Origin of the sequence: Burkholderia sp. BCC1208 (assembly GCF_902833095.1) — a bacterium.
GTDB lineage: Bacteria > Pseudomonadota > Gammaproteobacteria > Burkholderiales > Burkholderiaceae > Burkholderia.
Map to the genome: position 1 here is coordinate 383,243 of NZ_CADFDY010000006.1, position 26,882 is coordinate 410,124.

The following is a 26,882-nucleotide window of genomic DNA, read 5'->3' on the forward strand; positions in this document are numbered from 1 at the left end:
CGGCAGCGCGCCGCAAGGGCGCAGCGCCGGCTCGCGCGCGAACTCAGTCGGGCTGGACGATCAGTTCACCGGAGCGGCCGGAGATTTCGCCCCACGCGACAGGGTACGATGGCAGCGAGTCGCGGTCCAGCGTCGCGTGGTAGTCGCCCATCGTCGCGAACGTGTGGCCTTGCGCACGCCAGCCGGCGAGCAGTTGCTCGAATACGGGCGCGAGCTTCTGGCCTTCCAGTTCCGCATGCAGCGTGAACACCTGGTCGTGCGGATTGGTTTCGGTGAACTTGAGAAGGTGCGCGGCGACGTTGTGCGTGTCGACGCCGTCGATGCCGAGCACTTCGTCGAGCGTCGGCAGCGTGGTCGGCATCTGCACGTGCGACAGCGTGCGGCCGCCGACCACGGGCAGGTACGGCGAGTGGCCGCGGCCGTCGGATGCATAGCGCATCCCCCACGCGTCGATCTGCTCAAATGCCGAGTCGTTCATCTGCCAGCCGGCCGCGCCGTGCGTGACGGGCGGCGCGCCGAAGATCTCGATGAAGCGCGCATGACTCTTCTGCATTTCACGCGCGGTCCAGTCGCGATCGCGTACGCGCACGTTGTCCTGCCAGTAGACGTGATCCCACGTGTGGATCCCGCATTCGAAGCCGGCCTCGTGAATCGCGCGCATGTCGGCGATCGCGCGGCGGCCGATGTCGGGGCCGGGCAACAGCACGCCGTACATCAGCTGCTTCACGCCGTAGTGTTCGACCACCGACGTGCGCGACACCTTCTTCAGGAAGCCCGGACGGAACACGCGCCGCAGCGCCCAGCCCGTGTGATCGGGCCCGAGGCTGAAGAGGAAGGTCGCGCGGGCATTGAAGCGATCGAAGATGCGCGCGAGGTTCGGCACGCCTTCGCGCGTGCCGCGCAGCGTGTCGACGTCGATCTTGAGGACGATACGAGCCAAGCGAGCGTCCCGGTCAGCCTTGCTGTTCGACGAGCGCGCGCGCGTCGGCGACGTGGCCGCGATACGCTTCGAAGATGTTGCGCAGCGCGTCGTCGAACGTCGCCTGCGGCGCCCAGCCGAGCTCCTGCATCGTGTTGTCGATCTTCGGCACGCGGTTCTGCACGTCCTGGTAGCCGTTGCCGTAGTAGGCGCCGGACGTCGTTTCGACGAGCTTCACCTGCTTGGCCGAATCGGCGTACTCGGGGAATTCCGCGGCCAGTTCGAGCATCTTGTGCGCGAGCTCGCGAACCGAGAAGTTGTTCTTCGGATTCCCGATGTTGTAGATCTTGCCCGACGCGACGCCGTCCTTGTTGTCGATGATCTTCATCAGCGCGCTGATGCCGTCGCCGATGTCGGTGAACGCGCGCTTCTGCGAGCCGCCGTCGACGAGGCTGATGTTTTCGCCGCGCACGATGTGGCCGAGGAACTGCGTGACCACGCGCGAGCTGCCTTCCTTCGGCGTGTAGATCGAGTCGAGGCCCGGGCCGATCCAGTTGAACGGACGGAACAGCGTGAAGTTCAGGCCTTCCATCCCGTAGCCCCAGATCACGCGGTCCATCAGCTGCTTCGAGCACGCATAGATCCAGCGCGGCTTGTTGATCGGGCCGTAGGTGAGCGCCGACGCATCCGGGTCGAACTGCTCGTCCGAGCACATGCCGTAGACCTCGGAGGTCGACGGGAATACGAGGTGCTTGCCGTACTTGACGGCCGAACGCACGATCGGCAGGTTCGCCTCGAAGTCGAGCTCGAACACGCGCAGCGGCTGCTTGACGTAGGTGGCCGGCGTCGCGATCGCGACGAGCGGCAGGATCACGTCGCACTTCTTCACGTGATACTCGACCCACTCCTTGTTGATCGTGATGTCGCCTTCGAAGAAATGCATCCGCTCGTGGTTGACGAGGTCGCCCAGCCGGTCGGTCTGCATGTCCATGCCGAACACTTCCCAATCGGTGGTTTCAAGAATGCGCTTCGACAGGTGATGGCCGATGAAGCCGTTCACACCCAGGATCAGGACTTTTTTTGCTTTCATGAATGACGGGAAGAATGAATGAACTGCGCGAATTCCGCGGGCGTCACGACGGTTTCGCTGCCGTCGCGCTGCTGCCACAGCTCGAGAATGGATAGGGCGCGGCTGTCGCCGCAGACGCCGAATAGCGCATTATCGCTTACGTGCAGGCCGGGCGGCAAATCTGCCGCGGCGGCCGCTGCCGCGCCGCCGGGCGCCGCGAGGCGCGCGCGCGCGATCACGAAGCGCGCGCCGCCGACGTCCGTGAATGCGCCCGGATACGGGGGCGCGACCGCGCGCACCAGGTTGTAGACCTGCGCGGCCGGCTTCGACCAGTCGACGCGGCCGTCCTCGGGCTTGCGCCCGCCGTAGTAGCTGCCGCTCGCGAGATCGTTCGGCAGGTGCGGCGCCTCGCCCGCGAGCAGCGCGGGCAGCACGCGCCACAGCGTCTGCTCGGCGGCCACCGTGACCTTGTCGAACACCTGCGCGGCCGTGTCGTCCGGCAGGATCGGCACCGCGGTCTGGGCGAGGATCGCGCCCGCGTCGGGCTTGGCGGCCATCTCGTGCAGCGTCGCGCCGGTCTCGGTCTCGCCGTTCAGCACGGCCCAGTTGGTCGGTACCCGACCCCGGTATTTCGGTAGCAGCGAACCATGCATGTTGTATGCGCCGCGCGGCGCGATCGCGAGCAGGTCCGCCGGCAGCATGTGCCGGTAGTAGAACGAGAAGATGAAATCGGGCTGCGCGTCGGACACCGCGCGGCGCAGCGCCGGATCGGCGGGATCGGCCGGCGTGACGACCGGAATGCCGTGCTCGGCCGCGACGGACGCGACGCTGCCGAACCAGATGTTCTCGTTCGGATTGTCCTCGTGCGTGACGACCAGCGCGACGTCGACGCCGCGCGCGAGCAGCACCTGCAGGCACCGCACGCCGACGTTGTGATACGCGAAGACGACCGCGCGCGGCTTCATTGCGCGGCTCCCGGGCGGTTCGCGGCGGCCGGCACCGGCGGCACGCCGTCGTGCTGCTCGAGCACGGCCTGGATCAGGTAGCGCGGCCGCGCGCGTACCTGCTGGTAGATGCGGCCGACGTATTCACCGAGCAGGCCGAGCGCGAAGATGATCACGCCGAGCAGGAAGAACGTGATCGCGAACAGCGTGAACACGCCTTGCACTTCCGCGCCGACGATGAAGCGGCGCACGAGCAGCAGCACGAACAGGGCGGCCGAGCCGAGCGAGAGGATCACGCCGATGAACGACAGCCACTGCAGCGGCACGACCGAGAAGCCCGTCACCAGGTCGAAGTTCAACCGGATCAGGCTGTACAGCGAATACTTCGATTCGCCCGCGAAGCGTTCCTCGTGCGCGACCTCGATTTCGGTCGGTTTCTGCGCGAACGTGTACGCGAGCGCAGGGATGAACGTGTTGACTTCGCCGCACACGTTGATCGTGTCGATGATGCGGCGGCTGTATGCGCGCAGCATGCAGCCCTGGTCGGTCATTTTGATGCGCGTGATGCGCTCGCGCAGCCGGTTCATCATCTGCGACGCCTTGCGTCGCCACAGGCTGTCCTGGCGTTGCTTGCGGATCGAGCCGACGTAGTCGTAGCCCTCGCGCATCTTCGCGATCAGCTTGCCGATTTCCTCGGGCGGGTTCTGCAGGTCGGCGTCGAGCGTGATGACGATCTCGCCGCGCGATTGCGCGAAGCCGGCGAGGATCGCCATGTGCTGGCCGTAGTTGCCGTTGAGCAGCACCACGCGCGTCGTGTCGGGCCGTACGTGGAACTGATCGGCGAGCATCGCGGCCGAGCGGTCGCGGCTGCCGTCGTTGATCAGGATCACTTCGTACGACGTGTCGAGTGCGTCGAGCGCCGGATACAGCCGCGCGAACAGCGCGGCGAGGCCGTCTTCCTCGTTGTACACGGGGATGATGACCGACACTTCGGGCCGGCCGGCGTCCAGGTGCGCGGCGCCCGGATGCCCGGCGCGTGCTTCAAGGGGACTCATGTACGCTTATTTTCCGTATTGTTCGCAAATCTGATTGACGGCGTCGACCACGCGACGCACGTCGCCTTCCGTCATCTGCGTAAACAGCGGCAGCGTGACGGTCGACGCGCCGTACCGTTCGGCGTGGGGGAACATGCCCTCCTTGAACCCGCGCGCACGATACAGCGTGAAAAGATGGATCGCCGGGTAGTGGATGCCCGTGCCGATGCCGCGTTCCTTCATCTGCGCCATGAACTCGGCGCGCGGGATCGACAGCCGCTCGAGCGGCAGCGTGATCAGGAACATGTGCCAGTTGCCGTTCTCGAATTCGGCGACCGGCAGGCCGACGCCGAGCTTCGCGGCCGCGCCGCCGTCGAATGCGGCGAAATACGCGCGGGCGAGTGCGCGGCGCTGCGCGGTGAAGCGCTCGATGTGCGGCAACTGGCCGAGGCCGACGCGCGCGGCCACGTCGGTCAGGTTGTACTTGCCGCCGAGCACGTCGCAGTCCATCCCGTCGAAGCCGGTGCGCGTGATGCCCTGCAGCCGGTACTTCTGCGCGAGCACGGCTTCGTCCTCGTTGTTCAGCACGAGGGCGCCGCCTTCGATCGTCGTCAGGTTCTTGTTCGCGTGGAAGCTGAACGACACGATGTCGCCGATCGCGCCGATGCGCTTGCCGTGCCACGTCGAGCCGAACGCCTGCGCGGCGTCCTCGATCACGCGCAGGTTGTGCGCGCGGGCGATCGCGTACAGGCGGTCCATGTCGACCGGCAGGCCGGACAGGAACACGGGGATGATCGCCTTCGTGCGCGGCGTGATCGCCTGCTCGAGCTTGTCGAGGTCGATGTTGCGCGTGACGGGATCGATGTCCGCGAACACGGGCGTCGCGCCCGTTTCGATGATCACGTTGCTGGTCGAGACCCACGAAGCCGGCGTCGTGATCACCTCGTCGCCGGCGCCGACGCCCGCGATGCGCAGGCCGATCTCGAGCGTGCAGGTGCCCGAATTGAATGCGCGGACCGGCCGGCCGCCGCAGTACTCGGACAGCGCGGCTTCGAATTTCTGGCACTGCGGGCCGGTGGTGATCCAGCCCGAGCGCAGCACGTCGACGACGCCCTGGATGGTTTCCTCATCGATCTCGGGGCGGGTGAACGGCAGAAACGGAGCGGTATTCTGGCTCATGAACGCGTTTGGCCTGTAATGGCGTGTAATAAAAGGGTCGGGCGATCCGTCCGAAACCGGCATTAAACACCGGTTGGCGGATTCGCACCGTGATTTTTTGTAGGCGGACGCTTAACGCCGCGAGGCATGCTCAGCTTCGTGCAAGCACGAGCACCCCGATCAGAATGATGCCGATGCCGACGAGCCGCTGGACCGACAGCACCTCGCCGAACAGGTACCACGCCGCGAACGCGTTGACGACGTAGCCGAGCGATAGCATCGGGTACGCGATCGACACGTCGACCCGCGACAGCCCGACGATCCACACGACGACGCTCAGCACGTAGCAGCCGAGGCCGCCGATGATCGGCAGCTGGGTCGCGATCTTGAACCCGACCGGGATGATGTTCGCACGGCTGAATTCGAAGTGTCCAACGGCGTTGACGCCGGCTTTCAGCAGAAGTTGCGCACAGGCGTTGAGCATCACGCCGGTGATGATGCAGACGAACGAAACGGGATTCATGCGGGGGACGTCCTTACGATTGCGGTTTCTCGACGATCACGCGGCGGTTGTCGCGCGCGATCACGCGCATCGGCACGCCTTCCTTGACCAGCGCGTCGTACTGGCCGGGCCCCATGATCGCGAGCGCATGGGTGTCCTGCTTCCAGCGCGTGATCCATTCGCCGACGGTCGGGATCCACTTGTTCGGCTCGACCGAGATCCCGAACGCGAGCTCGTCCTGGCGCTGGACCATGATCGTCGTGTGGCCCATGTAGAACGGGAACGTGTGATCGAGCATTTCGACCGAGTAGAACGGCGTGTCGGGCGGCAGCTTCGCCAGTTCGGCGCGCACGGCCGGCGCGAGCAGCGCGCCCGAGCTGTAGCGGCCGAACTCGTCGTGCCCGGTGCCGCCGATCGTGCCGAACGCGAGCCATGCGGCGCCGAACGCGGCGAGCGCGGCGGCCACGCCCGCGCGGCGGTTCAGCCACGCGGCCGCGAGCGTCAGCGCGGCCGAGACCGCGAGACCGGCGTACAGCCACAGCTGGAACGCGCGGTACAGCGCGTTCGGCGTGCGTGCGTCGCCCTGGTAAGCGAGGAAGATAATCCCGAACGCCGCGGCGACGAAGAACACGAGGTAGCCGAGCAGGTGGCGACGGAAGCGGTCGGCCGTCATCAGCGGCAGGTACGCGCCGATGATCAGCGCGAGCGCCGGCGCGACCGGCAGCACGTACGAGATCAGCTTCGAATGCGACGCGCTGAAGAACAGGAAGATGAACGCGCTCCAGATCAGCAGCACGAGCATCGGCGAGAAGCCGTTCGGCTGGCGCGGCATGCGCAGCGCATGGCGGAGGCTCTGCCACGCGACCGACAGCCACGGCAGGAAGCCGACCAGCAGCACCGGCACGAAGTAGTACAGCGGGCCCGGACGGTTCTGTTCCGGGGTCAGATACCGGCGGAATTGCTGGACGACGAAGAAGAAATTGAAGAATTCGGGGTTGCGCTGCTGGACCAGCACGAACCACGGCGTGACGATCGCGAAGAAGATCACGAGGCCGCTCACCAGGTACAGGCGCTTCCATAGCGCCCAGTCGCGCGCGACCAGCGTATACAGCACGAGCACGGCGCCGGGCAGGATCAGGCCGACGAGGCCCTTGGACAGCACCGCGAACGCCATCGCGGCCCAGCACGCCCACATCCAGCCGCGCACCGCGGCCGGGCGCAGCCCGGGCCGTTGCGCGAGCAGCAGCGAGCAGAGCGACAGCGCCATCCAGAACGCGAGCCCCATGTCGAGCGCGTTGAAGTGGCCCATCAGGTTCCAGTACGGCGAGCTGGCGAGCACGACGGCCGCGAGGAAGCCCGACAGCGGGTTGAACAGGCGCGCGCCGGTGTAGCCGACGAGCAGCACGCCGGCGAAGCTCGCCACCGCGGTATAGAGGCGCGCCTGCCATTCGCCGATGCCGAACCACGCGAACGTCAGCGCGTTCAGCCAGGTCTGCAGCGGCGGCTTCTCGAAGTACTTGTAGCCGTTGTAGCGCGGCGTGATCCAGTCGCCGGTGACGAACATCTCGCGCGCCATTTCCGCGTAGCGGCCTTCGTCGCTCGGGATCAGGTGGCGCAGTCCGAGCGGCGCGAACCAGACGATCGCGAGCGCGACGAGCAGGAGGACGAGCGTGATGCGATTGAGCGGTAGCCTCGACGGCGTATCGTTCATGGGTTTTCAGCCTGTTTGGTTGTTGTGACGGGCCGCCGGCGGGGTGCGCCGGGGGCGGGCGGCCTGGCCGGGGCGATCCGGGGATCGACCCGCTGCGCCGGCCCGAGTTTTACCGCATCGGGGATTAACGTTCAATTAAGAGCGCGGCGGCGACTTTGCGGCCCTCGGCCATCAGGATGTTGTAGGTGCGGCAGGCGGCCTGGAAATCCATCGTCTCGACGCCGATCCGCTTCGCGGTGAGCGCCGCGACGAGCCGCGGGTGCGGGAAGCGCAGCCGCGCGCCGCTGCCGAAGATCACGAGTTCGGGCGTCGGGTCGAGCAGCATCGCGAAATGCTCGGGCGCGAGCGCGTCGAACGACGACACCGGCCAGGCCTGGACCGGCGCGCCGGGCAGCACGATGACGCTCGTTTCATGGCGTTCGAGATTGACGTCGACATAATCGGGGCCGTAGCCGGTGACGGTGTTGAGCGCGCCGCTCGTGTCCTGGTGCAGTTTCAAATCGGTATTCCGCGGTTCCGTAGGGGAATGGATTGGCAGGGCCGTACGGGCCCGCCCGGCCGGTTTCGCACCCTCGGGCACGCGCCCACGCCCGACGGCGCGGGCCCGGCGCGGCTATGGTGCATTGCGAAAGTCGGCCAAAATCCGCTAAATTATAACTTTTTGGTCGCCTGCGGGCGCCACTTGCGTCGTGCGCCGTCACAAGCCGCGTCCGACCGCCGCTTTTTCCCAGTCTAGACAGCGCGCACAGACCGGCCGCTTTCCAGTTTTGATCCCGTCCCCCCGGCCGCAAGGCCAACCCAGGAACCGTGTCGTCGTGAAACCGATTCAGAAGTCGAACAAGCTGCTCAACGTCTGCTACGACATCCGTGGCCCGGTGCTCGAGCACGCGAAGCGCCTCGAGGAAGAAGGCCACCGCATCATCAAGCTGAACATCGGCAACCTCGCGCCGTTCGGTTTCGACGCGCCGGACGAAATCATCCAGGACATGATCCGCAACCTGCCGGCGTCGTCCGGCTATTCGGATTCGAAGGGCGTGTTCTCGGCGCGCAAGGCCGTGATGCACTACACGCAGGAAAAGGGCGTCGTCGGCGTCGGCCTCGACGACATCTACATCGGCAACGGCGCGTCCGAGCTGATCGTGATGGCGACCCAGGCGCTGCTGAACGACGGCGACGAAGTGCTGCTGCCCGCGCCCGACTACCCGCTGTGGACGGCGGCCGTGAGCCTGTCGGGCGGCACGCCCGTGCACTACGTGTGCGACGAGCAGAACGCCTGGATGCCCGATCTCGACGACATCCGCAGCAAGATCACGCCGAACACGAAGGCGATCGTCGTGATCAACCCGAACAATCCGACCGGCGCGCTTTATTCCGACGAATTGCTGCTCGAGCTGCTCGCGATCGCGCGCCAGCACGGGCTGATCGTGTTCGCCGACGAGGTCTACGACAAGATCGTCTACGACGGCCTCGAGCACACGGCGATGGGCGCGCTGTCGGAGGACGTAATCACCGTCACGTTCAACAGCCTGTCGAAGAGCTATCGGTCGTGCGGCTATCGCGCGGGCTGGATGGCCGTGTCGGGCCTCGGCGGCGACAACCGCCGGCACGCGAAGGATTACCTCGAGGGGCTCGGCATCCTGTCGTCGATGCGCCTGTGCGCGAACGTGCCCGGCCAGTTCGCGATCCAGACGGCGCTCGGCGGCTACCAGAGCATCAACGAGCTGATCGTGCCGAGCGGGCGCCTGTACAAGCAGCGCGAACTCGCGTATGACATGCTGACGTCGATCCCGGGCGTGACCTGCGTGAAACCGCAGGCCGCGCTGTACATGTTTCCGCGCCTCGACCCGAAGCTCTACCCGATCCAGAACGACCAGCAGTTCATTCTCGACCTGTTGCTCGAGGAGCGCGTGCTGCTCGTGCAGGGCACGGGTTTCAACTGGGCGACGCCGGACCACTTCCGCGTGGTCTTCCTGCCGAACCTCGACGACCTGACCGATTCGATCAACCGGATCGCACGCTTCCTCGACGGCTACCGCAAGCGCCATTCGGTCTGAGCGGGCAGAGCCACACGGAACTCACTACTTCTTACTCATCGATCACACGCAGCATGGAACCGATCAAAGTTGGCCTGTTGGGCTTCGGCACCGTCGGCAGCGGCACCTTCACGGTGTTGCACCGCAACCAGGAAGAAATCAAACGACGCGCGGGGCGCGGCATCGAGGTCGCGCGCATTGCCGTGCGCAACCCGGCCAAGGCGCAGGCTGCGCTCGGCGCTCACGCCGGCACCGCGCAGATCACCGACGATTTCAACGCGGTCGTCGACGATCCGTCGATCGCGATCATCGCCGAGATGATCGGCGGCACGGGCGTCGCGCGCGAGCTCGTGCTGCGCGCGATCGCGAACGGCAAGCACGTCGTGACGGCGAACAAGGCGCTGCTCGCGGTGCACGGCACCGAGATCTTCGAGGCCGCGCGCGAGCAAGGCGTGATGGTTGCGTTCGAGGCGGCCGTCGCCGGCGGCATCCCGATCATCAAGGCGCTGCGCGAAGGCCTGACCGCGAACCGCATCCAGTACATCGCCGGCATCATCAACGGCACGACCAACTACATCCTGTCGGAAATGCGCGACCGCGGGCTCGACTTCGCGACCGCGCTGAAGGCGGCGCAAGAACTCGGCTACGCGGAAGCCGATCCGACCTTCGACATCGAAGGCGTCGACGCCGCGCACAAGGCGACGATCATGAGCGCGATCGCGTTCGGCGTGCCGGTGCAGTTCGACCGTGCGTACGTCGAAGGCATCAGCAAGCTCGACGCGACCGACATCCGCTACGCGGAAGAGCTCGGTTACCGGATCAAGCTGCTCGGCATCGCGCGCCGCGCCGCAAACGGCATCGAGCTGCGCGTGCACCCGACGCTGATTCCGGAAAAGCGCCTGCTCGCGAACGTCGAGGGCGCGATGAACGCGGTCGTCGTGCACGGCGATGCGGTCGGCACGACGCTGTACTACGGCAAGGGCGCGGGCGCGGAGCCGACGGCATCGGCCGTGGTCGCGGATCTCGTCGACGTCACGCGCCTGCATACGGCCGATCCCGAGCATCGCGTGCCGCACCTCGCGTTCCAGCCGGACAGCCTGTCGAACACGCCGATCCTGCCGATCGAGGAAGTGACGAGCGGCTACTACCTGCGCCTGCGCGTCGCCGACCAGACCGGCGTGCTCGCCGCGATCACGCGCATCCTCGCCGAATCGGGCATCTCGATCGACGCGCTGCTGCAGAAGGAATCGGAGCAGATCGACGGCGCGAACGGCGAAACCGACATCATCCTGATCACGCACGAGACGGTCGAGAAGAACGTCAATGCGGCGATCGCGCAAATCGAAAGCCTCGCGACCGTCGTGTCGAAGGTGACGAAGCTGCGCATGGAAGCGCTGAACTGAGGCTGACGACATGAACTACATCTCCACGCGCGGCGCCGGCATCGGCGAGCGCCATACGTTCTCCGACATCCTGCTCGGCGGTCTCGCGAAGGACGGCGGGCTCTACCTGCCGGCCGAGTATCCGACGGTGTCCGCCGACGAGCTCGCGCGCTGGCGCACGCTGTCGTACGCGGATCTCGCGTTCGAGATCCTGTCGAAGTTCTGCGACGACGTGCCGGCCGACGACCTGCGCGCGATCACGCGCCGCACGTATACGGCGGCCGTGTACAGCAACACGCGCCACGGCGAGAACGCGTCCGACATCACGCCGCTGAAGACGCTCGGCACCGAGAACGGTACGGCGCTGTCGCTGCTCGAACTGTCGAACGGCCCGACGCTCGCGTTCAAGGACATGGCGATGCAGTTGCTCGGCAACCTGTTCGAGTACACGCTCGCGAAGCACGGCGAAGCGCTGAACATCCTCGGCGCGACGTCGGGCGACACCGGCAGCGCGGCCGAATACGCGATGCGCGGCAAGGCCGGCGTGCGCGTGTTCATGTTGTCGCCGCACAAGAAGATGAGCGCGTTCCAGACGGCGCAGATGTTCAGCCTGCAGGATCCGAACATCTTCAATCTCGCGGTCGAAGGCGTGTTCGACGACTGCCAGGACATCGTGAAGGCCGTGTCGAACGATCACGCGTTCAAGGCGCGGCAGAAGATCGGCACGGTCAATTCGATCAACTGGGCGCGCGTCGTCGCGCAGGTCGTGTACTACTTCAAGGGCTACTTCGCGGCGACGCGGTCCAACGACGAGCGCGTGTCGTTCACAGTGCCGTCGGGCAACTTCGGCAACGTCTGCGCGGGCCACATCGCGCGGATGATGGGGCTGCCGATCGCGAAGCTGGTGGTCGCGACCAACGAGAACGACGTGCTCGACGAGTTCTTCCGCACCGGCGCGTATCGCGTGCGCAGCGCCGAGAACACCTATCACACGAGCAGCCCGAGCATGGACATCTCGAAGGCATCGAACTTCGAGCGTTTCGTGTTCGACCTGCTCGGCCGCGATCCGGCCCGCGTGATGCAACTGTTCCGCGACGTCGAGGAGAAGGGCGGCTTCGATCTCGCGGCGAGCGGCGATTTCGCGCGCGTCGCCGAATTCGGTTTCGTGTCCGGCCGCAGCAGCCACGCCGACCGCATCGCGACGATCCGCGATGTGTTCTCGCGCTACGACACGATGATCGATACGCATACGGCCGACGGCGTGAAGGTCGCGCGCGAGCATCTGGAGGCCGGCGTGCCGATGGTCGTGCTCGAGACGGCGCAGCCGATCAAGTTCGGCGAGACGATCCGCGAAGCGCTCGATCGCGAAGCCGAGCGGCCGGCCGCATTCGACGGGCTCGAGGCGCTGCCGCAACGTTTCGAGGTCGTGAAGGCCGACGCGCAGCAGGTGAAGGACTTCATCGCCGCCCATACGGGCGCATGACGCGCGGCCGGGCCTGCGTGCCCGGTCGTGCAGAACGGCCGGAATGCCGATTCGTCGAACGGATCGGGGTTCCGGCCGTTTCGTTTGGCCCGTGTTTGGCCCGTGGCATCGCATGTGGCGCGAAAGAAGTGCCGGACCCGCGAATTCGCGCCGATCACGGTGTTCGCATGCCCGCCATATCGCGCGTCCGCGTGGCGGCGTCGCTACAATGACGTATTGACTTCAACGATCCCCGATTCCATCGATGTCGAACCCGAATCCCGCGGCGCCGCGCACGCCGATGCTGTCGACCGCCGAGGCGCTCGCCGCGCTGCTCGATGCCGCGAAGCCGCTGCCCGGCGCCGAAACCGTCGCCACCCTCGACGCCCTCGGCCGCGTGCTGGCGGCCGACGTGAGCTCGCCGCTCGACGTGCCGCCGATGCACACGAGCGCGATGGACGGTTATGCGGTGCGCGTCGCCGACCTGCTGCACGGCGATCGACGCTTGCCGGTGTCGCAGCGCATTCCGGCCGGTCATCCCGCCGCGCCGCTCGCGGCCGGTACGGCCGCGCGGATCTTCACCGGCGCGACGGTGCCGCCCGGCGCCGATGCCGTCGTGATGCAGGAGCAGACGTCGGCCGACGGCGACGCGGTCGAGATCCTGCATACGCCGAAGGCAGGCGAATGGATCACCGCGCAGGGCGCGGACATCCGTCAGGGTGCGGTGATCCTGCCGGCCGGCACGCGGCTCACGCCGCAGGCGCTCGGCCTGGCCGCATCGGTCGGCTGCGCGCAACTGTCGGTCGTGCGGCGGATTCGCGTGGCGGTGTTCTTCACCGGCGACGAACTGACGATGCCCGGCGAGCCGCTGAAGCCCGGCGCGATCTACAACTCGAACCGCTTCACGCTGCGCGGGCTGCTCGAGCGGCTCGGCTGCCACGTGACCGACTACGGGATCGTGCCCGACTCGCTGGCCGCGACGCGCGATACGCTGCGCGCGGCCGCCCGCGATCACGACGTGATCCTGACGAGCGGCGGCGTGTCGGTCGGCGACGAGGATCACGTGAAGCCGGCCGTCGAGGCCGAAGGGCGGCTCGCGCTGTGGCAGATCGCGATGAAGCCCGGCAAGCCGCTCGCGTACGGCGCGGTGCGCCGCGACGACGAGCGCGCCGACGCGCATTTCATCGGCCTGCCCGGCAACCCCGTCTCGAGCTTCGTCACGTTCCTGCTGTTCGTGCGGCCGTTCCTGCTGCGCCTGTCCGGCGTGCGCGACGTCGCGCCGCGCGCGTTGTCGCTGCGTGCCGATTTTTCGCAGAGCAAGGGCGACCGGCGCAACGAATTCCTGCGTGCGCGCGTCAATGCAGCCGGCGGTCTCGACCTGTTCCCGAACCAGAGCTCGGCCGTGCTCACGTCGACGGTCTGGGGCGACGGCCTGATCGACAATCCGCCGCAGCACGCGATCAGCGCGGGCGAGACCGTGCGTTTCATTCCGTTTTCCGAATTGCTGTCGTAACGCGGCGGCTCCCCGAACCATGAAGATTCAGCTGAAATTTTTTGCAAGCGTGCGCGAAGCACTGGGCGTGGCCGACGAAGAAGCCGACGTGCCGGACAGCGTGACGACCGTCGGCGACGTGCGCGCGTGGCTGCGCGTGCGCGGCGGCGCGTGGGCCGACACGCTCGCCGAAGGGCGCGCATTGCGCATGGCATGCAACCACGAGATGACCGACCCGGACACGCGGATCACCGAAGGTTGCGAGGTCGCGTTCTTCCCGCCGGTGACGGGCGGTTGAGCTTGCATGGGGCTCGAGTAAGCGCTAAAGGGCCAACTCGGGTCGACCGCGATGCATGGGACCAGAGTAAGCGCTAAAGCGCCAACTCGGGTCGACCGCGATGCATGGGACCCAAGTAAGCGCTGAAGCGCCAACTCGGGTCGACCGCGATGCATGGGACCCGAGTAAGCGCTAAAGCGCTAACTCGGGTCGACAGGAGCAGACGATGGCTATGGTACGAGTCCAGACCGACGATTTCGATCTGAATGCCGAAGTGGCGGCATTGCGCGCGCGCAACCCGAAGATCGGCGCGCTCGCGTGCTTCGTCGGCACGGTGCGCGACCTGAACGAAGGCGATGCGGTCGCCGCAATGGAGCTCGAGCACTATCCGGGAATGACCGAGAAGGCGCTCGAGAAGATCGCGGCCGAGGCCGGCCGGCGCTGGCCGGGCATCGACGTCGCGATCGTGCATCGCGTCGGCAGGCTGCTGCCGCTCGACCAGATCGTGATGGTCGCGACGGTCGCGTCGCACCGCGGCGATGCGTTCGCGTCGTGCGAGTTCGTGATGGACTATCTGAAGACCGAAGCGCCGTTCTGGAAGAAGGAAACGACGCCGGACGGCGAGCGCTGGGTCGATGCGCGCAGTACCGACGATGCCGCGCTCGCGCGCTGGGGCGTCGAGTCGGGCAACACGCCGCGCTGAGCGCGGCGCACGGAGCGATGCGGCGATGTGCCGCATGCGCGTCGTCGTCGTGCGGGAGGGGCGACGGGCGAGGGGCGTTACGCGTCCGGCTCGACGCCGCGCCCGATGATCTTCGTCGGAAACGGCTCGCCGCGGGCGCGCGACGGCAACGCATGCGGATCGTCGCCCGCGTCGGGGCGGCGCGGCGCGATCGCGTCGAGCAGCGCCTGCTGCTCGGGCGGAATCCTGTAGTCCCACCCGAACCGGCTCAACTGCAGGCTCTGCGCGATCCGCAGCGCGGGCTCCATGAAGCGGATCGCCGCGGGCGGCGCGTAGCGCGCCTCGACGGTTTTCAGGAACAGCGACAGCCAGCGGCTGAAATGGGCCGGCTCGATTCCGTCGAGCGGCTGGTGCGCCTGCTGCACGTTGCCGCGATAGCCCTTGATGCCGAGCACGAGGCTCGACCAGAACGTCACCATCTTCGGCAGATGATCGTCCCAGCGACCGGCCAGTTTCGCATCGAACACGGGCCCGAGCAGCGGATCGGCGCGCACGCGGTCGTAGAACGCGTAGACGAGATCGCGGATGTTGTCTTCGGTCGGCTCGGCGTCGCGGGGGCGGGCCGGTGCGGGTTGGGGCGAGGCGGGCAGGGCAGTCATAACAAAAAAGGGCCGGTAGATCGGGGGCGGCGACGGGGCGACGGCATGGGCGACGAGCAGGACGCCGGCCGGATTTTGACGCAAAATAGCGTCCTGTAACCCCTGGAAAACGTGTAGATATCACGCATCTTATTGCGCGCACGCGATCCCGGCAACCCGGGGGCCGCGCAACGGCACCGTCAATCGGCCCTGCACGCATCGCGATCCGCCCGGCTCACGTAACGGGGCATGATCGATCTTTTCCGTATTCGCCCATGAGACTCACCGACTACACCGACTATTCGCTGCGCGTGATGCTGTACCTGGCCGTGCGCGGCGAGGGGCTCGCGACGATCCAGGAGATCTCGGACGCCTACGGCATCTCGAAGAACCATCTGATGAAAGTCGTCCAGCAGCTCGGCGAGCTGGGCTGGGTCGACACCGTTCGCGGCCGCAACGGCGGGTTGCGGCTGTTTGCCGATTCGCTGCAACTGACGGTCGGCCAGGTCGTGCGGGCGACCGAAAACGACTTCGCGCTGGTCGGCTGCTTTTCGTCCGACGGCAGCGAGTCGCGCGGCTGCGTGATCGAGCCGCAGTGCCGGCTGAAGGGCGTGCTGGCGGCCGCGCGCGATGCATTCTTCGCGGAACTCGATCGTCACACGCTCGGCGAACTGGCCGAGCCCGCGTCGCCGCTCGTGGCGCTGCTCGGCATCCGTCCGGTCGCGCTCGTGCGTGCCGCGCCGGTACCGGACGACGCGCCGGCCGCCGCCGAACCGTCGTCCAACGCCCACTGACACGCGCGCGCCGCGCGCTGCGCCCACCTCATCACGCCGCTGGACCGTTTTCAGGCTATCCGGCATTTTTTGCGCTGAATCAACCCGAATTTCGCTTGAAAGCCGCATAACCATCCTCATCTTGGTGTTAATCGAAAATTGGAGGTCTCGACTAAATGAGAATCGACAAGCTCACCACCAAGTTCCAGGAAGCACTCGCGGACGCGCAAAGCCTTGCGGCAGGCCGCGACAATCAATACATCGAACCCGTTCACGTCCTCGCGGCGCTGGTCGCGCAGCAGGACGGTTCGGCCCGCTCGCTGATGTCGCGCGCGGGCGTGCACGTGCAGGCGCTGCAAGGCGCGCTGAACGAAGCCATTTCGCGCCTGCCGCAAGTGACGGGCACGGGCGGCGACATCCAGATCGGCCGCGAGTTGGCCGGGCTGCTGAACCAGGCTGACAAGGAAGCGCAGAAGCTCAACGACACGTTCATCGCGAGCGAGATGTTCCTGCTCGCCGTGTCCGACGACAAGGGCGACGCCGGCAAGCTCGCCCGCCAGCACGGCCTCACGCGCAAGTCGCTCGAAGCCGCGATCGCCGCGGTGCGCGGCGGCTCGCAGGTGCACACCCAGGACGCGGAAAGCCAGCGCGAGGCGCTGAAGAAATACACGGTCGACCTGACCGAGCGCGCCCGTGCGGGCAAGCTCGATCCGGTGATCGGCCGCGACGACGAAATCCGCCGCTCGATCCAGATCCTGCAGCGCCGCACCAAGAACAACCCGGTGCTGATCGGCGAGCCGGGCGTCGGCAAGACCGCGATCGTCGAGGGGCTCGCGCAGCGGATCGTCAACGGCGAAGTGCCCGAGACGCTGAAGGGCAAGCGCGTGCTGTCGCTCGACATGGCCGCGCTGCTCGCCGGCGCGAAGTATCGCGGCGAGTTCGAGGAGCGCCTGAAGGCGGTGCTCAACGATATCGCGAAGGACGAAGGCCGGACGATCGTCTTCATCGACGAGATCCACACGATGGTCGGCGCGGGCAAGGCCGAAGGCGCGATGGATGCGGGCAACATGCTGAAGCCGGCGCTGTCGCGCGGCGAGCTGCACTGCATCGGCGCGACCACGCTCGACGAATACCGCAAGTACATCGAGAAGGATGCCGCGCTCGAACGCCGCTTCCAGAAGGTGCTCGTCGACGAGCCGAGCGTCGAGGCGACGATCGCGATCCTGCGCGGGCTGCAGGAGAAGTACGAACTGCACCACGGTGTCGACATCACCGACCCGGCGATCGTCGCCGCGGCCGAGCTGTCGCATCGCTACATCACCGACCGCTTCCTGCCCGACAAGGCCATCGACCTGATCGACGAAGCCGCTTCGAAGATCAAGATGGAAATCGATTCGAAGCCCGAGGAGATGGACAAGCTCGACCGTCGTCTGATCCAGCTGAAGATCGAGCGCGAAGCCGTGAAGAAGGAGCAGGACGAAGCGTCGCAGAAGCGCCTGCAGCTGATCGAGGAAGAGATCGACCGCCTCGGCCGCGAATATGCGGACCTGGAGGAGATCTGGACCGCCGAGAAGGCCGCGGTGCAGGGCAGCGCGCAGCTCAAGGAAGAGATCGAGAAGGTGCGGGCGGACATCGCGCGCCTGCAGCGTGAAGGCAAGCTGGAGAAGGTCGCCGAGCTGCAGTACGGCAAGCTGCCGCAGCTCGAGTCGCAACTGAAGCAGGTCACGCAGGCCGAAGAGCAGGAGCAGCACAACCCGACCCGCCCGCGCCTGCTGCGCACGCAGGTCGGCGCCGAGGAAATCGCGGAAGTCGTGTCGCGTTCGACGGGCATTCCCGTGTCGCGGATGATGCAGGGCGAACGCGAGAAGCTGCTGCACATCGAGGAAAAGCTGCACGAGCGCGTGGTCGGCCAGGACGAGGCGATCAGCGCGGTGGCCGATGCGATCCGTCGTTCGCGCGCGGGTCTCGCCGATCCGAACCGTCCGTACGGCTCGTTCCTGTTCCTCGGCCCGACGGGCGTCGGCAAGACCGAGCTGTGCAAGGCGCTGGCGTCGTTCCTGTTCGATTCGGAAGAGCATCTGATCCGCATCGACATGAGCGAGTTCATGGAGAAGCACAGCGTCGCGCGGCTGATCGGTGCGCCGCCGGGCTATGTCGGCTACGAGGAAGGCGGCTACCTGACGGAAGCCGTGCGTCGCAAGCCGTACAGCGTGATCCTGCTCGACGAGATCGAGAAGGCGCATCCGGACGTGTTCAACGTGCTGCTGCAGGTGCTCGACGACGGCCGCATGACCGACGGGCAGGGGCGCACGGTCGACTTCAAGAACACGGTCATCGTGATGACGTCGAACCTCGGCTCGCAGGTGATCCAGGCGATGACGGGCGCGCCGCAGGAAGAGATCAAGGACGCCGTGTGGCTCGAGGTGAAGCAGCACTTCCGTCCCGAGTTCCTGAACCGGATCGACGACGTCGTCGTGTTCCATGCGCTCGACCGCAGCAACATCGAGTCGATCGCGAAGATCCAGCTCGCGCGCCTGCACGACCGGCTCGCGAAGCTCGACATGGCGCTCGACGTGTCGCCCGCGGCCCTCGAACAGATCGCGAAGGTCGGCTACGATCCGGTGTTCGGCGCCCGGCCGCTGAAGCGCGCGATCCAGCAGGAGATCGAGAACCCGGTCGCGAAGCTGATCCTCGCCGGCCGCTTCGGCCCGAAGGACGTGATCCCGGTCGACGTCAACGACGGCCAGTTCGTGTTCGACCGCGTCGTTCACTGATCGCCTGCCGTCGGCAGCGCGCCCGGTTCGCACCGGGCACAAAAACAAACACCCCGCCTCGGCGGGGTGTTTGCTTATGGAGCGGCCGAACGGGCCGCCCGGTCGCGGCGGGCGCTCAGGCCTGCTTGTTGCCGCCGAACATGCCGGCGAGCTGCGTGAGCGTGCCGAGCACGTTCGACGTGTCGACCTGGCCGCCGGCCGGCACTTCGCCGTTCGGCGTCGCGCCGTTGACCACGTGCGGCAGCACCTGCGCGAGGATCGACGAGGCCTGCGACGGATCGATGCCGACCTTGCTCGCGAGCGAGCCGACGACGTCCGAGCCGAGCACGTTCTGCAGCGTGTCCGGCGAGATCGGCTGGTTTTCGCCGTTGCCGACCCACGAACCGATCACGTCGCCGGCGCCGCCGGCCTTGAACTTCTCGATCAGCCCGTTCAGGCCGCCCGGCTGGTTGTTGATGAATTCGAGCGCGGTCGTAATCAGCGCGCTTTGGGAGTTGCCGCCGGCCTGGCCGCCGATCAGACCGCCAACGATGTCGAGGAGACCCATGGTTCTTCACCTTCACTGAAAAGGGCGCCGTGACGACGGCGCCCGTTGAACGAATGCCGCGCGCACGCCGTCGCGCGCGCGGCGCACATCAGGCGCCCGACGCCGCGGCGGCGGAGGCTGCCTTGTCCTTCTTGCTCTTCTTCTTCGAACCCTTCGTCGCCTTCGTGGACGACGCGGCCGCCGGTGCGCTCGCACCCGCGTCGGCGGATGCCGCGGCAGCCGCTGCCGCCTTTTCCTTCTTCGATGCGCGCTTGGTCCTGGCCGGCTTGGAGGCCGCTTCCGGTGCGCTCGCCGTCGGCGCGGGCGCCGTACCGGCCGTCGCGGTCGTGGACGTGGATGCGGTGCCTGCCGACGTCGTGGTCGACGTGGTCGCGGACGTCGTCGCGGCCGGCTTCGACAGCTTCACGCCCTTCGGCGGCGTCGACGCGCCGCCGATCGTCAGGCCGTTTTCCTCGAGATGCCCGACCGACTTCGTGCCGAGGCCCTTCACGCGGTTCGCGAGATCGTCGGCGTCCTTGAACGGGCCGTTCTTGGTGCGTTCGTCGATGATCGCCTTCGACTTCACGGGCCCGAGACCCTTCACGGATTCGAGCGCGGCCTGGTCGGCCGTGTTGACTTCGACGGCCGCGGCAAGGCCGGCGGCGAGCGACAGCGATAGCGCGACGAACAGCATCAGCAGCTTTTTCAGCATGGCATAGGCTCCCTGGTTCTGACGGATGAATGGCTGTTGCAACGGACGACGGGGCGCGAGCTGGCCGGGCGTCGCCGTTAAGCATAGGACAAATGCGTGCCCTTTTTAAGACAGGCTGACCGAATCTTGCTGAAGGCTTGCGGTGCTGTAAAGGGCGAAACCGATACCGGGCGCCGATTTTGACCATTCTTTACGGTGTCGCCGGCGGTCGCGACACTGGCCGTTCGACAACGCTTGACTTAGAGTGAACTCTAACTCCTAACCTTGTTCCTGCCATGTCGAAAACCGTATCCCAACCCACCGCCGCCGGTCCGCTGACGATCGGGCAAGTCGCCGAACTGACGGGCGTGTCGACGCACACGTTGCGGTATTACGAGCAGGCCGGCCTGCTGCGCGCGATTTCGCGCACGGCGGCCGGGCACCGGCTCTATGCGCCGGCCGATCTTGACTGGCTGGCCTTCGTGATGCGCCTGAAGGCGACCGGCATGCCGATCGCGCAGATGCAGGCGTTCGCGGTGCTGCGCGAGCAGGGCGAGTCGACGTTCGGCGCGCGGCGCGACTTGCTGGTCGCGCATCGCGACGCGGTGCGCGCGCATATCGCGGAGCTGCAGGCGAGCCTCGAGGCGATCGGCGACAAGATCGCGTACTACGAGGCGCGGGAACGGGAAACGGAACGACGGGCGAATCCTTCTCACTCTTTATCGGAACAGGACGGACACGATGGAACGACTCGTTGAGGATCGCTACACGCGCGGCTGGAACAAGCTCAAGGAAATCGACGGCGAAGTGGGCGAACGCGTGATCGCGGCGCTTGCACCGATCGCGCCGGACTTCGGGCGGCTGCTGGTCGAATTCAGCTTCGGCGACATCTACAGCCGGCCGCAGCTCGACCTGAAGGCGCGCGAAATCGCGACGATCGCCGCGCTGGCCGCGCTCGGCAACGCGCAGCCGCAATTGAAGGTGCATATCGAGGCCGCGCTGAACGTCGGCTGCACGCGCGACGAGATCGTCGAGGTGTTCATGCAGATGGCCGTGTATGCGGGGATGCCGGCCGCGCTCAACGCGCTGTTCGCCGCGCACGAGGTGTTCACGCGGCGCGACGAAGCGGCGGGCGTGGCGAACGACACGAACGAAGCGGCCGGGCAGCCCGCATGACGGAGCATGCGCCTGCGCGTCACGCGCGATGCGGCGCGACGATCCGGTACTTCGCGATGCGCCGGTACAGCGTCGCGCGCGACATGCCGAGCGCGCTGGCGGCCGCGTCGGGCCGCCAGCGATGCGCGGTGAGCGCGGCGACGATGCGGCCGCGTTCGTCGTCGGGCAGCGCGCCCGCCGGGGCGCCGCCGAATTGCGCGGCGAGCTCGGCCGGCAGGTCGCGCTGAGTCACGCGCGCGGCGTCGCACACCGCGCACGCATAGCGCAGCACATTGCGCAGTTGCCGCACGTTGCCCGGCCAGGGGTGCGCGGCGAGCTGTTCGGCGAGCGTCGCGTCGAGCGTGAGCACGTGGCCGGTCGCCTGCGCTTCCTCGGCGAACACGGCGGCGATCACGTCGCGCACGTCCGCGCGTTCGCGCAACGGCGGCAGGTCGAACGTCGCGCCGCTCAACCGGTAGTACAGATCTTCGCGGAACGTGCCGTTGGCCACCATTCGCGCGAGATCGCGGTGGGTCGCGCAGATCACGTCGAGGTCGACGCGCACGGGTGTATCGCTGCCGAGCGGCACGACCTCGCCGTCGGCCAGTACGCGCAACAGACGCGTCTGCAGCGCGAGCGGCATGTCGCCGATTTCATCGAGAAACAGCGTGCCGCCGTCGGCGAGCGCGATCTTGCCGCGCGCGCCGTGCTTGCGTGCGCCGGTGAACGCGCCGGCCGCATAACCGAACAGTTCGCTCTCGATCAGCGCCTCCGGCAGCGCGCCGCAGTTGACGGCGACGAACGGCCGCGCGCGCCGCGCGCCGGCGTCGTGGATCGCGCGGGCGAACACTTCCTTGCCCGCGCCGGTTTCGCCGAGCACGAGGATCGGCAGCCGCTTGCTCGCGATGCGCAGCGCGAGTTCGGCCTGTTGCGCGATGCGCGGCTCGCTGCTGTTCAGGAACGGTGTCAGCGCGCCGACGTGACGCGGCGCGGCGCTGCCCGGGCGGCGCGATGCCGCGCCGGGTTCGCGGCCGGCGCGCCGTAGCGGCGCACGCAGCCGCGCGTAGAGCGGGGCGCCGGTCGCGCGCAGCCGCAGCGCGACGATCGCATCGAGCCGCGCGGCGTCGCGCAGCGGCATCTCGGTCGCATCGAAGATCTCGTCGATATGGCGCGGCTCGCGCAGCGCCGGCAGCGCGTCGCGCGCATGCCGGTTCGCGGCCACGATGTTGCCGCATTCGTCGAACGCGATCAGCCACTCCGGCTGCGCCTCGACGTAGTGACGGTTCGGATGCCCGAACAATATCCAGTGCTGCGCGGTGCTGTGCACGAAGTAGCCGTCCTCGATCAGCGCCGCGCTCTGCCGCACGAGCTGATAGACGAGGCGCTGGCTGTCGCGGCCGTCGGGCGAATGCACGGCCGACGCGTCGAGCACGCCGATCAGTTCGCCGCCCGGCGAGAAGATCGGCGCCGCGCTGCACGTGAGCGTCGTGAACGCCGCGCGAAAGTGATCGGTCTTGTGCACGGTGATCGGCGCGAGATCGGTCAGCACGCTCGCGACGCCGCAGGTGCCTTCCTCGCTTTCCGACCAGCACGAGCCGATGTGCAGCCCCGCGTGACGGAAGTCGTTGCGGCGTTCGCGGTCGATCCGGTAGTCGATCGTCACGCCGTGTGCGTCGGTCAGCATCACGCAGTAGTCGGCGACGCGGATCATGTCGTGCAGCCGCGTCAGGCACTGGCCCGACGCGCGCAGGAAGGCTTCCTCCTTGTCGCGCACCTCGCGCAGCTCGGCCGCGGTCAGCACGCGGGGGCCGATCGACGAAGCGGGGTCGAGACGGTAGCGCTCCAGCGACCGCTGCCACGACGACACGAGGCGCGCGGAATCGGCGGGCGCGGGCAGGCGTCCGGCGAGCGCGCCGAGTACACGATCGGCGTGCTGGGCCTGTGGGACGGCGTAGGGCATGGTCGGCTCCGGTTCCGTACGGCGGGGATGTCGCTGTTCTTGTAGCACATCCGGTCCGGCGGATCACATTGCATCGCAGCACGCAAGGCGCGTGAGACGGTCGTCTCACGGGTACCGCTCCGTGTCTCGCGCGGTTGAGACGGCCGCATGCGTGGCGTGCGGCGGTCGTCCGGCGGGTCGTTACATGCGCGGCGCCGCGCGAACGCAGGGTTTGCGGGCGCAATGCCGCACATGCGCGCGGGCCGCGGCGATCGCATCGCCGTATCGACGACGTGAGACGTCCCGGCGAATTCGACGTGCGCCGCGTCGTCACGGCCGCGCATCCAGAACACGCGCAGGCCCGCCGCGCCAGTGCGGACGCGGGTTTCGCGGCCATCGCACGCACGATGGCACGCCGCTTGCAGAGATGAGGGCAAGCCGGCGCGATCGCGTCGGCGACGACGATCCGCCGCCCGTCGATGGCAGCGGACGAAACGGGCGAAGCCGATGCGCCAATGCGCCGGCCCCCCAACTGGATGGAGACAAACCCGTGACGACGCCCGTTACCGTCGGCGTGATCGCGAACCCCGCTTCGGGGCGCGACATCCGCCGCCTCACGACGCATGCATCCGTGTTTCCGACCGCGGAGAAGGCGAACATGATCGTGCGCCTGCTGGCCGGCCTTGGCGCGATGGGCGTCGAGCGTGTGCTGACGCTGCGCGACCGCACGGGCATCGCGACGCTGCTGCTGCGCGCGATCGACACGCATCGCGCGGTCGCGCCGCACGAGCGCTGGCCCGAGGTCGAATTCGTCGACCTGCCGATCACCGATTCCGTCGCCGACACGCAGGCCGGCGCGGCCTATCTGCACCGGATGGACGTGTCGCTGATCGTCGTGCTCGGTGGCGACGGCACCCATCGCGCGGTGGCCGCGCATTGCGGCGCGACGCCGCTCGTCGCGCTGTCCACCGGCACCAACAACGCGTTTCCCGAACATCGCGAGGCGACCGTCGCCGGCGTCGCGGCAGGGCTCGCCGCGCGCGGCGCCGTGCCGGCCGAGGTCGCGTTCGTGCGCAACAAGCGGCTCGTCGTGCGCTGCGTCGCGGGCGCGCAGCCGGGGCGCGAGGAGATCGCGCTCGTCGACGTGTGCGCCGCGCGGCAGCGCTTCATCGGCGCGCGCGCGATTTCCGGCTCCGACGACATCGATTCGCTCTATCTCACATTCGCGGAACCGGACGGCATCGGCCTGTCCGCGCTCGGCGGCGCATGGGCGCCGCTCGAACGCAGCGCGCCCCACGGGCTCGCGATGCGCTTCGCGGAAGCCGGCAACGCGGCCGGCACACCGCTCGTCGCGCCGATCGCGCCGGGGCGCGTCGACCGTGTCGTGATGCGCAGTTGCGAGCGGCTCGAACCGGGCGCGTGGCACGCGATTCCGTTCGAGCGCGGCACGCTCGCGTTCGACGGCGAGCGCGAGATCGAGGTCGCGCGCGGCGATCGCTACGAGATTTCGCTCGATTGGCGCGGGCCGTTGACGGTCGATGTCGGCCGCACGCTGCGCTACGCATCGTCGCGGCAACTGCTGCGCGACGCCGGCGCGTGGCACGAGTGAACGCCAAAGTCCGCCGCCGCGGCCTGGCCGGGGCGGCATTCGCAGTCAGACCTACCCAGGAGACACACATGACCGCTTCGACACAGCTCAGCAGGGACAAGCTGCTGGACGCCTACCGGCTGATGCGCACGATCCGCGAATTCGAGGAACGCCTGCACGTCGAATTCGCGACCGGCGAGATACCCGGCTTCGTTCACCTGTACGCGGGCGAGGAGGCGTCCGCCGTCGGCACGATCTTGCACCTCGGCCTCGACGACTACGTGGCCACCACGCACCGCGGCCACGGCCATTGCATCGCGAAGGGCGTCGACGTGCACGGGATGATGGCCGAGATCTACGGCAAGAAGACGGGCGTCTGCCACGGCAAGGGCGGCTCGATGCACATCGCCGACCTGTCGATGGGGATGCTCGGCGCGAACGGGATCGTCGGCGCGGGCGGACCGCTCGTGTGCGGCGCGGCGCTCGCGGCGAAGCACAAGAAGACGGGCGGCGTCGGCGTGTGCTTCTTCGGCGACGGCGCGTCGAACCAGGGCGTGATCTTCGAATCGATGAACCTCGCGTCGGTGTGGCGGCTGCCCGCGATCTTCGTCGCCGAAAACAACGGCTATGCGGAAGCGACGTCGTCGAGTTGGTCGGTCGCGACCGACAACATCGCCGATCGGGCGAACGGGTTCGGGATGCCGGGCGTGATCGTCGACGGCTTCGACTTCTTCGCGGTGCACGAGGCGCTCGGCGAGGCCGTCGAACGTGCTCGCAACGGCGGCGGCCCGACGCTCGTCGAGGTGAAGTTCACGCGCTACTTCGGCCACTTCGAGGGCGATGCGCAAACCTATCGCGCGCCGGGCGAAGTGCAGAAGCTGCGCGACGAGAAGGACTGCCTGAAGCATTTCGAAACGCGCGTCGTGCGTGCCGAAGCGCTGACCACCGACGACCTGCGCGCGGTCGACGCACAGGTGAAGGCGTTGATCGACGACGCGGTCGCGCAGGCGAAGGCGGCGCCGCTGCCGGATGCCGCCGACCTGCTGGCCGACGTCTACGTGTCGTATCCGTGAGCGCGGCCTGACCCAGCGGCCGGCACGGCGAACCGAACATTCCAGGAGACAGACATGGCAAGGAAGATCACTTATTCGCAGGCGATCAACGAGGCGCTCGCGCAGGAAATGGCGCGCGACGACAGCGTGATCGTGATGGGCGAGGACAACGCGGGCGGCGCGGGCGCGCCGGGCGAGGACGACGCATGGGGCGGCGTGCTCGGCGTGACGAAGGGGCTGTTCCACAAGTTTCCGGGCCGCGTGCTCGATACGCCGCTGTCGGAGGGCGGCTATATCGGCGCGGCGGTCGGCGCGGCCGCGTGCGGGATGCGACCCGTCGCGGAACTGATGTTCATCGATTTCATGGGCGTGTGCTTCGACCAGATCTTCAACCAGGCCGCGAAATTCCGCTACATGTTCGGCGGCAAGGCCGTGACGCCGGTCGTGATCCGCGCGATGTACGGCGCCGGGCTGCGCGCGGCCGCGCAGCACTCGCAGATGCTCACGTCGCTGTTCACGCACATTCCGGGGCTGAAGGTCGTGTGCCCGTCGACGCCGTACGACGCGAAGGGGCTGCTGATCCAGGCGATCCGCGACAACGATCCCGTGATCTTCCTCGAACACAAGCTGCTCTATACGCGGGAGGGCGACGTCCCCGAGGAATCCTATGCGATTCCGTTCGGCGAGGCGAACGTGATGCGCGAGGGCGACGACGCGACGATCGTCACGTACGGCCGGATGGTGCATCTCGCGATGGACGCGGCCGCGACGCTCGCGAAGGACGGCATCCAGTGCGACGTGATCGACCTGCGCACGACGTCGCCGCTCGACGAGGAAACGATCCTCGAAAGCGTGGCGCGCACCGGGCGCGTGGTGGTCGTCGACGAAGCGAACCCGCGCTGCTCGATCGCGACCGACATCGCCGCGCTCGTCGCGCAGCGCGCATTCCGGTCGCTGAAGGCGCCGATCGGGCTCGTCACCGCGCCGCATACGCCCGCGCCGTTCGCCGGCGTGCTGGAAGACCTGTACATCCCGTCCGCCGATGCGATTGCGCAGGCGGTCCTGAATACGAGGAGCTGAC

The 26,882-nt window shown here is 67.6% G+C and carries 25 protein-coding genes; 13 read left to right on the forward strand and 12 right to left on the reverse strand.

All coding sequences use genetic code 11. The annotated features are described in order from the left end of the window. Window positions 1-43 precede the first annotated feature (43 nt). The 8 genes from HWX09_RS16840 to HWX09_RS16875 form a co-directional block, all read right to left on the reverse strand. The gene (locus HWX09_RS16840; RefSeq protein WP_027784628.1) at window positions 44-940 is read right to left on the reverse strand and encodes a polysaccharide deacetylase family protein; all 897 of its coding nucleotides are present in this window, start codon (window positions 938-940) and stop codon (window positions 44-46) included. A 13-nt stretch (window positions 941-953) separates the two neighbouring features. Next, the gene (locus HWX09_RS16845) at window positions 954-2,009 is read right to left on the reverse strand and encodes a bifunctional UDP-4-keto-pentose/UDP-xylose synthase (protein WP_027784627.1); all 1,056 of its coding nucleotides are present in this window, start codon (window positions 2,007-2,009) and stop codon (window positions 954-956) included. Beyond that, on the reverse strand, window positions 2,006-2,953 hold the full coding sequence (locus tag HWX09_RS16850) for a formyltransferase (RefSeq protein ID WP_027784626.1): 948 nt from the start codon (window positions 2,951-2,953) through the stop codon (window positions 2,006-2,008). Before HWX09_RS16850 ends, HWX09_RS16845 begins: the two co-directional genes overlap by 4 nt. Beyond that, window positions 2,950-3,987: a glycosyltransferase gene (locus tag HWX09_RS16855; protein WP_027784625.1), complete on the reverse strand. Its 1,038-nt coding sequence runs from the start codon at window positions 3,985-3,987 to the stop codon at window positions 2,950-2,952. Before HWX09_RS16855 ends, HWX09_RS16850 begins: the two co-directional genes overlap by 4 nt. 6 nt (window positions 3,988-3,993) lie before the next feature. Beyond that, window positions 3,994-5,145 carry a DegT/DnrJ/EryC1/StrS aminotransferase family protein gene (locus tag HWX09_RS16860; RefSeq protein ID WP_027784624.1) on the reverse strand — a complete coding sequence of 384 codons (1,152 nt, stop codon included), beginning with the start codon at window positions 5,143-5,145 and terminating at the stop codon, window positions 3,994-3,996. Between the two features lie 130 nt (window positions 5,146-5,275). After that, window positions 5,276-5,647 carry an EamA family transporter gene (locus HWX09_RS16865; protein WP_027784623.1) on the reverse strand — a complete coding sequence of 124 codons (372 nt, stop codon included), beginning with the start codon at window positions 5,645-5,647 and terminating at the stop codon, window positions 5,276-5,278. 13 nt (window positions 5,648-5,660) lie between these two features. Beyond that, a complete protein-coding gene (locus tag HWX09_RS16870) occupies window positions 5,661-7,337 on the reverse strand; it encodes a glycosyltransferase family 39 protein (protein ID WP_027784622.1) in 1,677 nt (558 codons plus the stop codon). A gap of 124 nt (window positions 7,338-7,461) precedes the next feature. Continuing rightward, the gene (locus tag HWX09_RS16875; RefSeq protein ID WP_012328660.1) at window positions 7,462-7,836 is read right to left on the reverse strand and encodes an Mth938-like domain-containing protein; all 375 of its coding nucleotides are present in this window, start codon (window positions 7,834-7,836) and stop codon (window positions 7,462-7,464) included. Window positions 7,837-8,152: 316 nt separating this feature from the next. On the opposite strand from HWX09_RS16875, the gene HWX09_RS16880 reads away from it, so the two are divergent. The 6 genes from HWX09_RS16880 to HWX09_RS16905 all read left to right on the forward strand — a co-directional run bounded on the left by HWX09_RS16880 (window position 8,153) and on the right by HWX09_RS16905 (window position 14,686). Further along, window positions 8,153-9,391 (forward strand): pyridoxal phosphate-dependent aminotransferase, encoded by a 1,239-nt coding sequence (locus HWX09_RS16880; protein WP_027784621.1) that lies wholly within the window; start codon window positions 8,153-8,155, stop codon window positions 9,389-9,391. A 53-nt stretch (window positions 9,392-9,444) separates the two neighbouring features. Continuing rightward, window positions 9,445-10,773 carry a homoserine dehydrogenase gene (locus HWX09_RS16885; RefSeq protein WP_027784620.1) on the forward strand — a complete coding sequence of 443 codons (1,329 nt, stop codon included), beginning with the start codon at window positions 9,445-9,447 and terminating at the stop codon, window positions 10,771-10,773. Window positions 10,774-10,783: 10 nt separating this feature from the next. Further along, window positions 10,784-12,235: a threonine synthase gene (gene thrC, locus HWX09_RS16890; protein ID WP_027784619.1), complete on the forward strand. Its 1,452-nt coding sequence runs from the start codon at window positions 10,784-10,786 to the stop codon at window positions 12,233-12,235. 244 nt (window positions 12,236-12,479) lie between these two features. After that, a complete protein-coding gene (gene glp / locus HWX09_RS16895) occupies window positions 12,480-13,727 on the forward strand; it encodes a gephyrin-like molybdotransferase Glp (RefSeq protein ID WP_027784618.1) in 1,248 nt (415 codons plus the stop codon). Between the two features lie 19 nt (window positions 13,728-13,746). Then, entirely contained in the window at window positions 13,747-14,004 is a 258-nt protein-coding gene (moaD, locus tag HWX09_RS16900) for a molybdopterin converting factor subunit 1 (RefSeq protein ID WP_027784617.1), read from the forward strand. A gap of 205 nt (window positions 14,005-14,209) precedes the next feature. Continuing rightward, window positions 14,210-14,686 (forward strand): molybdenum cofactor biosynthesis protein MoaE, encoded by a 477-nt coding sequence (locus HWX09_RS16905; protein ID WP_027784616.1) that lies wholly within the window; start codon window positions 14,210-14,212, stop codon window positions 14,684-14,686. A 77-nt stretch (window positions 14,687-14,763) separates the two neighbouring features. Here the strand turns inward: HWX09_RS16905 and HWX09_RS16910 are convergent, their stop codons facing one another. After that, window positions 14,764-15,324, reverse strand: coding sequence for a group III truncated hemoglobin (locus tag HWX09_RS16910; RefSeq protein ID WP_027784615.1), 561 nt, complete (start codon window positions 15,322-15,324; stop codon window positions 14,764-14,766). 254 nt (window positions 15,325-15,578) lie between these two features. Here HWX09_RS16910 and HWX09_RS16915 point away from each other — a divergent pair, with 254 nt between their 5' ends. Both HWX09_RS16915 and clpB read left to right on the forward strand, forming a co-directional pair. Beyond that, a complete protein-coding gene (locus tag HWX09_RS16915; protein WP_027784614.1) occupies window positions 15,579-16,097 on the forward strand; it encodes an Rrf2 family transcriptional regulator in 519 nt (172 codons plus the stop codon). A gap of 155 nt (window positions 16,098-16,252) precedes the next feature. Then, a complete protein-coding gene (clpB, locus tag HWX09_RS16920; protein ID WP_027784613.1) occupies window positions 16,253-18,850 on the forward strand; it encodes an ATP-dependent chaperone ClpB in 2,598 nt (865 codons plus the stop codon). A 115-nt stretch (window positions 18,851-18,965) separates the two neighbouring features. Here clpB and HWX09_RS16925 read toward each other — a convergent pair whose 3' ends face one another. After that, complete coding sequence (locus HWX09_RS16925) at window positions 18,966-19,397, reverse strand: YidB family protein (RefSeq protein WP_027784612.1); 432 nt, start codon at window positions 19,395-19,397, stop codon at window positions 18,966-18,968. An 88-nt stretch (window positions 19,398-19,485) separates the two neighbouring features. After that, window positions 19,486-20,088, reverse strand: coding sequence for a helix-hairpin-helix domain-containing protein (locus HWX09_RS16930; protein WP_027784611.1), 603 nt, complete (start codon window positions 20,086-20,088; stop codon window positions 19,486-19,488). A 275-nt stretch (window positions 20,089-20,363) separates the two neighbouring features. Between HWX09_RS16930 and HWX09_RS16935 the strand changes: the two genes are divergently transcribed. Beyond that, entirely contained in the window at window positions 20,364-20,825 is a 462-nt protein-coding gene (locus HWX09_RS16935) for a MerR family transcriptional regulator (RefSeq protein ID WP_027784610.1), read from the forward strand. Then, on the forward strand, window positions 20,809-21,243 hold the full coding sequence (locus tag HWX09_RS16940) for a carboxymuconolactone decarboxylase family protein (protein WP_027784609.1): 435 nt from the start codon (window positions 20,809-20,811) through the stop codon (window positions 21,241-21,243). The genes HWX09_RS16935 and HWX09_RS16940 overlap by 17 nt, the downstream gene beginning before the upstream one ends. Before the next feature lie 19 nt (window positions 21,244-21,262). Here the strand turns inward: HWX09_RS16940 and HWX09_RS16945 are convergent, their stop codons facing one another. Next, window positions 21,263-23,182: a sigma-54-dependent Fis family transcriptional regulator gene (locus HWX09_RS16945; protein WP_027784608.1), complete on the reverse strand. Its 1,920-nt coding sequence runs from the start codon at window positions 23,180-23,182 to the stop codon at window positions 21,263-21,265. A 529-nt stretch (window positions 23,183-23,711) separates the two neighbouring features. Here HWX09_RS16945 and HWX09_RS16950 point away from each other — a divergent pair. The 3 genes from HWX09_RS16950 to HWX09_RS16960 all read left to right on the forward strand — a co-directional run bounded on the left by HWX09_RS16950 (window position 23,712) and on the right by HWX09_RS16960 (window position 26,881). Further along, a complete protein-coding gene (locus HWX09_RS16950) occupies window positions 23,712-24,770 on the forward strand; it encodes an NAD(+)/NADH kinase (protein ID WP_027784607.1) in 1,059 nt (352 codons plus the stop codon). A 68-nt stretch (window positions 24,771-24,838) separates the two neighbouring features. Continuing rightward, window positions 24,839-25,822, forward strand: a complete 984-nt coding sequence (locus HWX09_RS16955; protein ID WP_027784606.1) for a thiamine pyrophosphate-dependent dehydrogenase E1 component subunit alpha — start codon at window positions 24,839-24,841, stop codon at window positions 25,820-25,822. Window positions 25,823-25,876: 54 nt separating this feature from the next. Then, entirely contained in the window at window positions 25,877-26,881 is a 1,005-nt protein-coding gene (locus tag HWX09_RS16960) for an alpha-ketoacid dehydrogenase subunit beta (protein WP_027784605.1), read from the forward strand. Window position 26,882: the final 1 nt, after the last annotated feature.

Bases quoted from the DNA above. Each gene is read 5' to 3' on its own strand.
- HWX09_RS16945 (WP_027784608.1), bottom strand. From the start codon at position 23,182: ATGCCCTACGCCGTCCCACAGGCCCAGCACGCCGATCGTGTACTCGGC.
- HWX09_RS16925 (WP_027784612.1), bottom strand. From the start codon at position 19,397: ATGGGTCTCCTCGACATCGTTGGCGGTCTGATCGGCGGCCAGGCCGGC.
- HWX09_RS16930 (WP_027784611.1), bottom strand. From the start codon at position 20,088: ATGCTGAAAAAGCTGCTGATGCTGTTCGTCGCGCTATCGCTGTCGCTC.
- HWX09_RS16960 (WP_027784605.1), top strand. From the start codon at position 25,877: ATGGCAAGGAAGATCACTTATTCGCAGGCGATCAACGAGGCGCTCGCG.
- HWX09_RS16955 (WP_027784606.1), top strand. From the start codon at position 24,839: ATGACCGCTTCGACACAGCTCAGCAGGGACAAGCTGCTGGACGCCTAC.
- HWX09_RS16935 (WP_027784610.1), top strand. From the start codon at position 20,364: ATGTCGAAAACCGTATCCCAACCCACCGCCGCCGGTCCGCTGACGATC.
- HWX09_RS16910 (WP_027784615.1), bottom strand. From the start codon at position 15,324: ATGACTGCCCTGCCCGCCTCGCCCCAACCCGCACCGGCCCGCCCCCGC.
- HWX09_RS16885 (WP_027784620.1), top strand. From the start codon at position 9,445: ATGGAACCGATCAAAGTTGGCCTGTTGGGCTTCGGCACCGTCGGCAGC.
- clpB (WP_027784613.1), top strand. From the start codon at position 16,253: ATGAGAATCGACAAGCTCACCACCAAGTTCCAGGAAGCACTCGCGGAC.
- HWX09_RS16850 (WP_027784626.1), bottom strand. From the start codon at position 2,953: ATGAAGCCGCGCGCGGTCGTCTTCGCGTATCACAACGTCGGCGTGCGG.
- HWX09_RS16915 (WP_027784614.1), top strand. From the start codon at position 15,579: ATGAGACTCACCGACTACACCGACTATTCGCTGCGCGTGATGCTGTAC.
- HWX09_RS16855 (WP_027784625.1), bottom strand. From the start codon at position 3,987: ATGAGTCCCCTTGAAGCACGCGCCGGGCATCCGGGCGCCGCGCACCTG.
- HWX09_RS16845 (WP_027784627.1), bottom strand. From the start codon at position 2,009: ATGAAAGCAAAAAAAGTCCTGATCCTGGGTGTGAACGGCTTCATCGGC.
- glp (WP_027784618.1), top strand. From the start codon at position 12,480: ATGTCGAACCCGAATCCCGCGGCGCCGCGCACGCCGATGCTGTCGACC.
- HWX09_RS16940 (WP_027784609.1), top strand. From the start codon at position 20,809: ATGGAACGACTCGTTGAGGATCGCTACACGCGCGGCTGGAACAAGCTC.
- HWX09_RS16860 (WP_027784624.1), bottom strand. From the start codon at position 5,145: ATGAGCCAGAATACCGCTCCGTTTCTGCCGTTCACCCGCCCCGAGATC.
- thrC (WP_027784619.1), top strand. From the start codon at position 10,784: ATGAACTACATCTCCACGCGCGGCGCCGGCATCGGCGAGCGCCATACG.
- HWX09_RS16905 (WP_027784616.1), top strand. From the start codon at position 14,210: ATGGCTATGGTACGAGTCCAGACCGACGATTTCGATCTGAATGCCGAA.
- HWX09_RS16870 (WP_027784622.1), bottom strand. From the start codon at position 7,337: ATGAACGATACGCCGTCGAGGCTACCGCTCAATCGCATCACGCTCGTC.
- HWX09_RS16865 (WP_027784623.1), bottom strand. From the start codon at position 5,647: ATGAATCCCGTTTCGTTCGTCTGCATCATCACCGGCGTGATGCTCAAC.
- moaD (WP_027784617.1), top strand. From the start codon at position 13,747: ATGAAGATTCAGCTGAAATTTTTTGCAAGCGTGCGCGAAGCACTGGGC.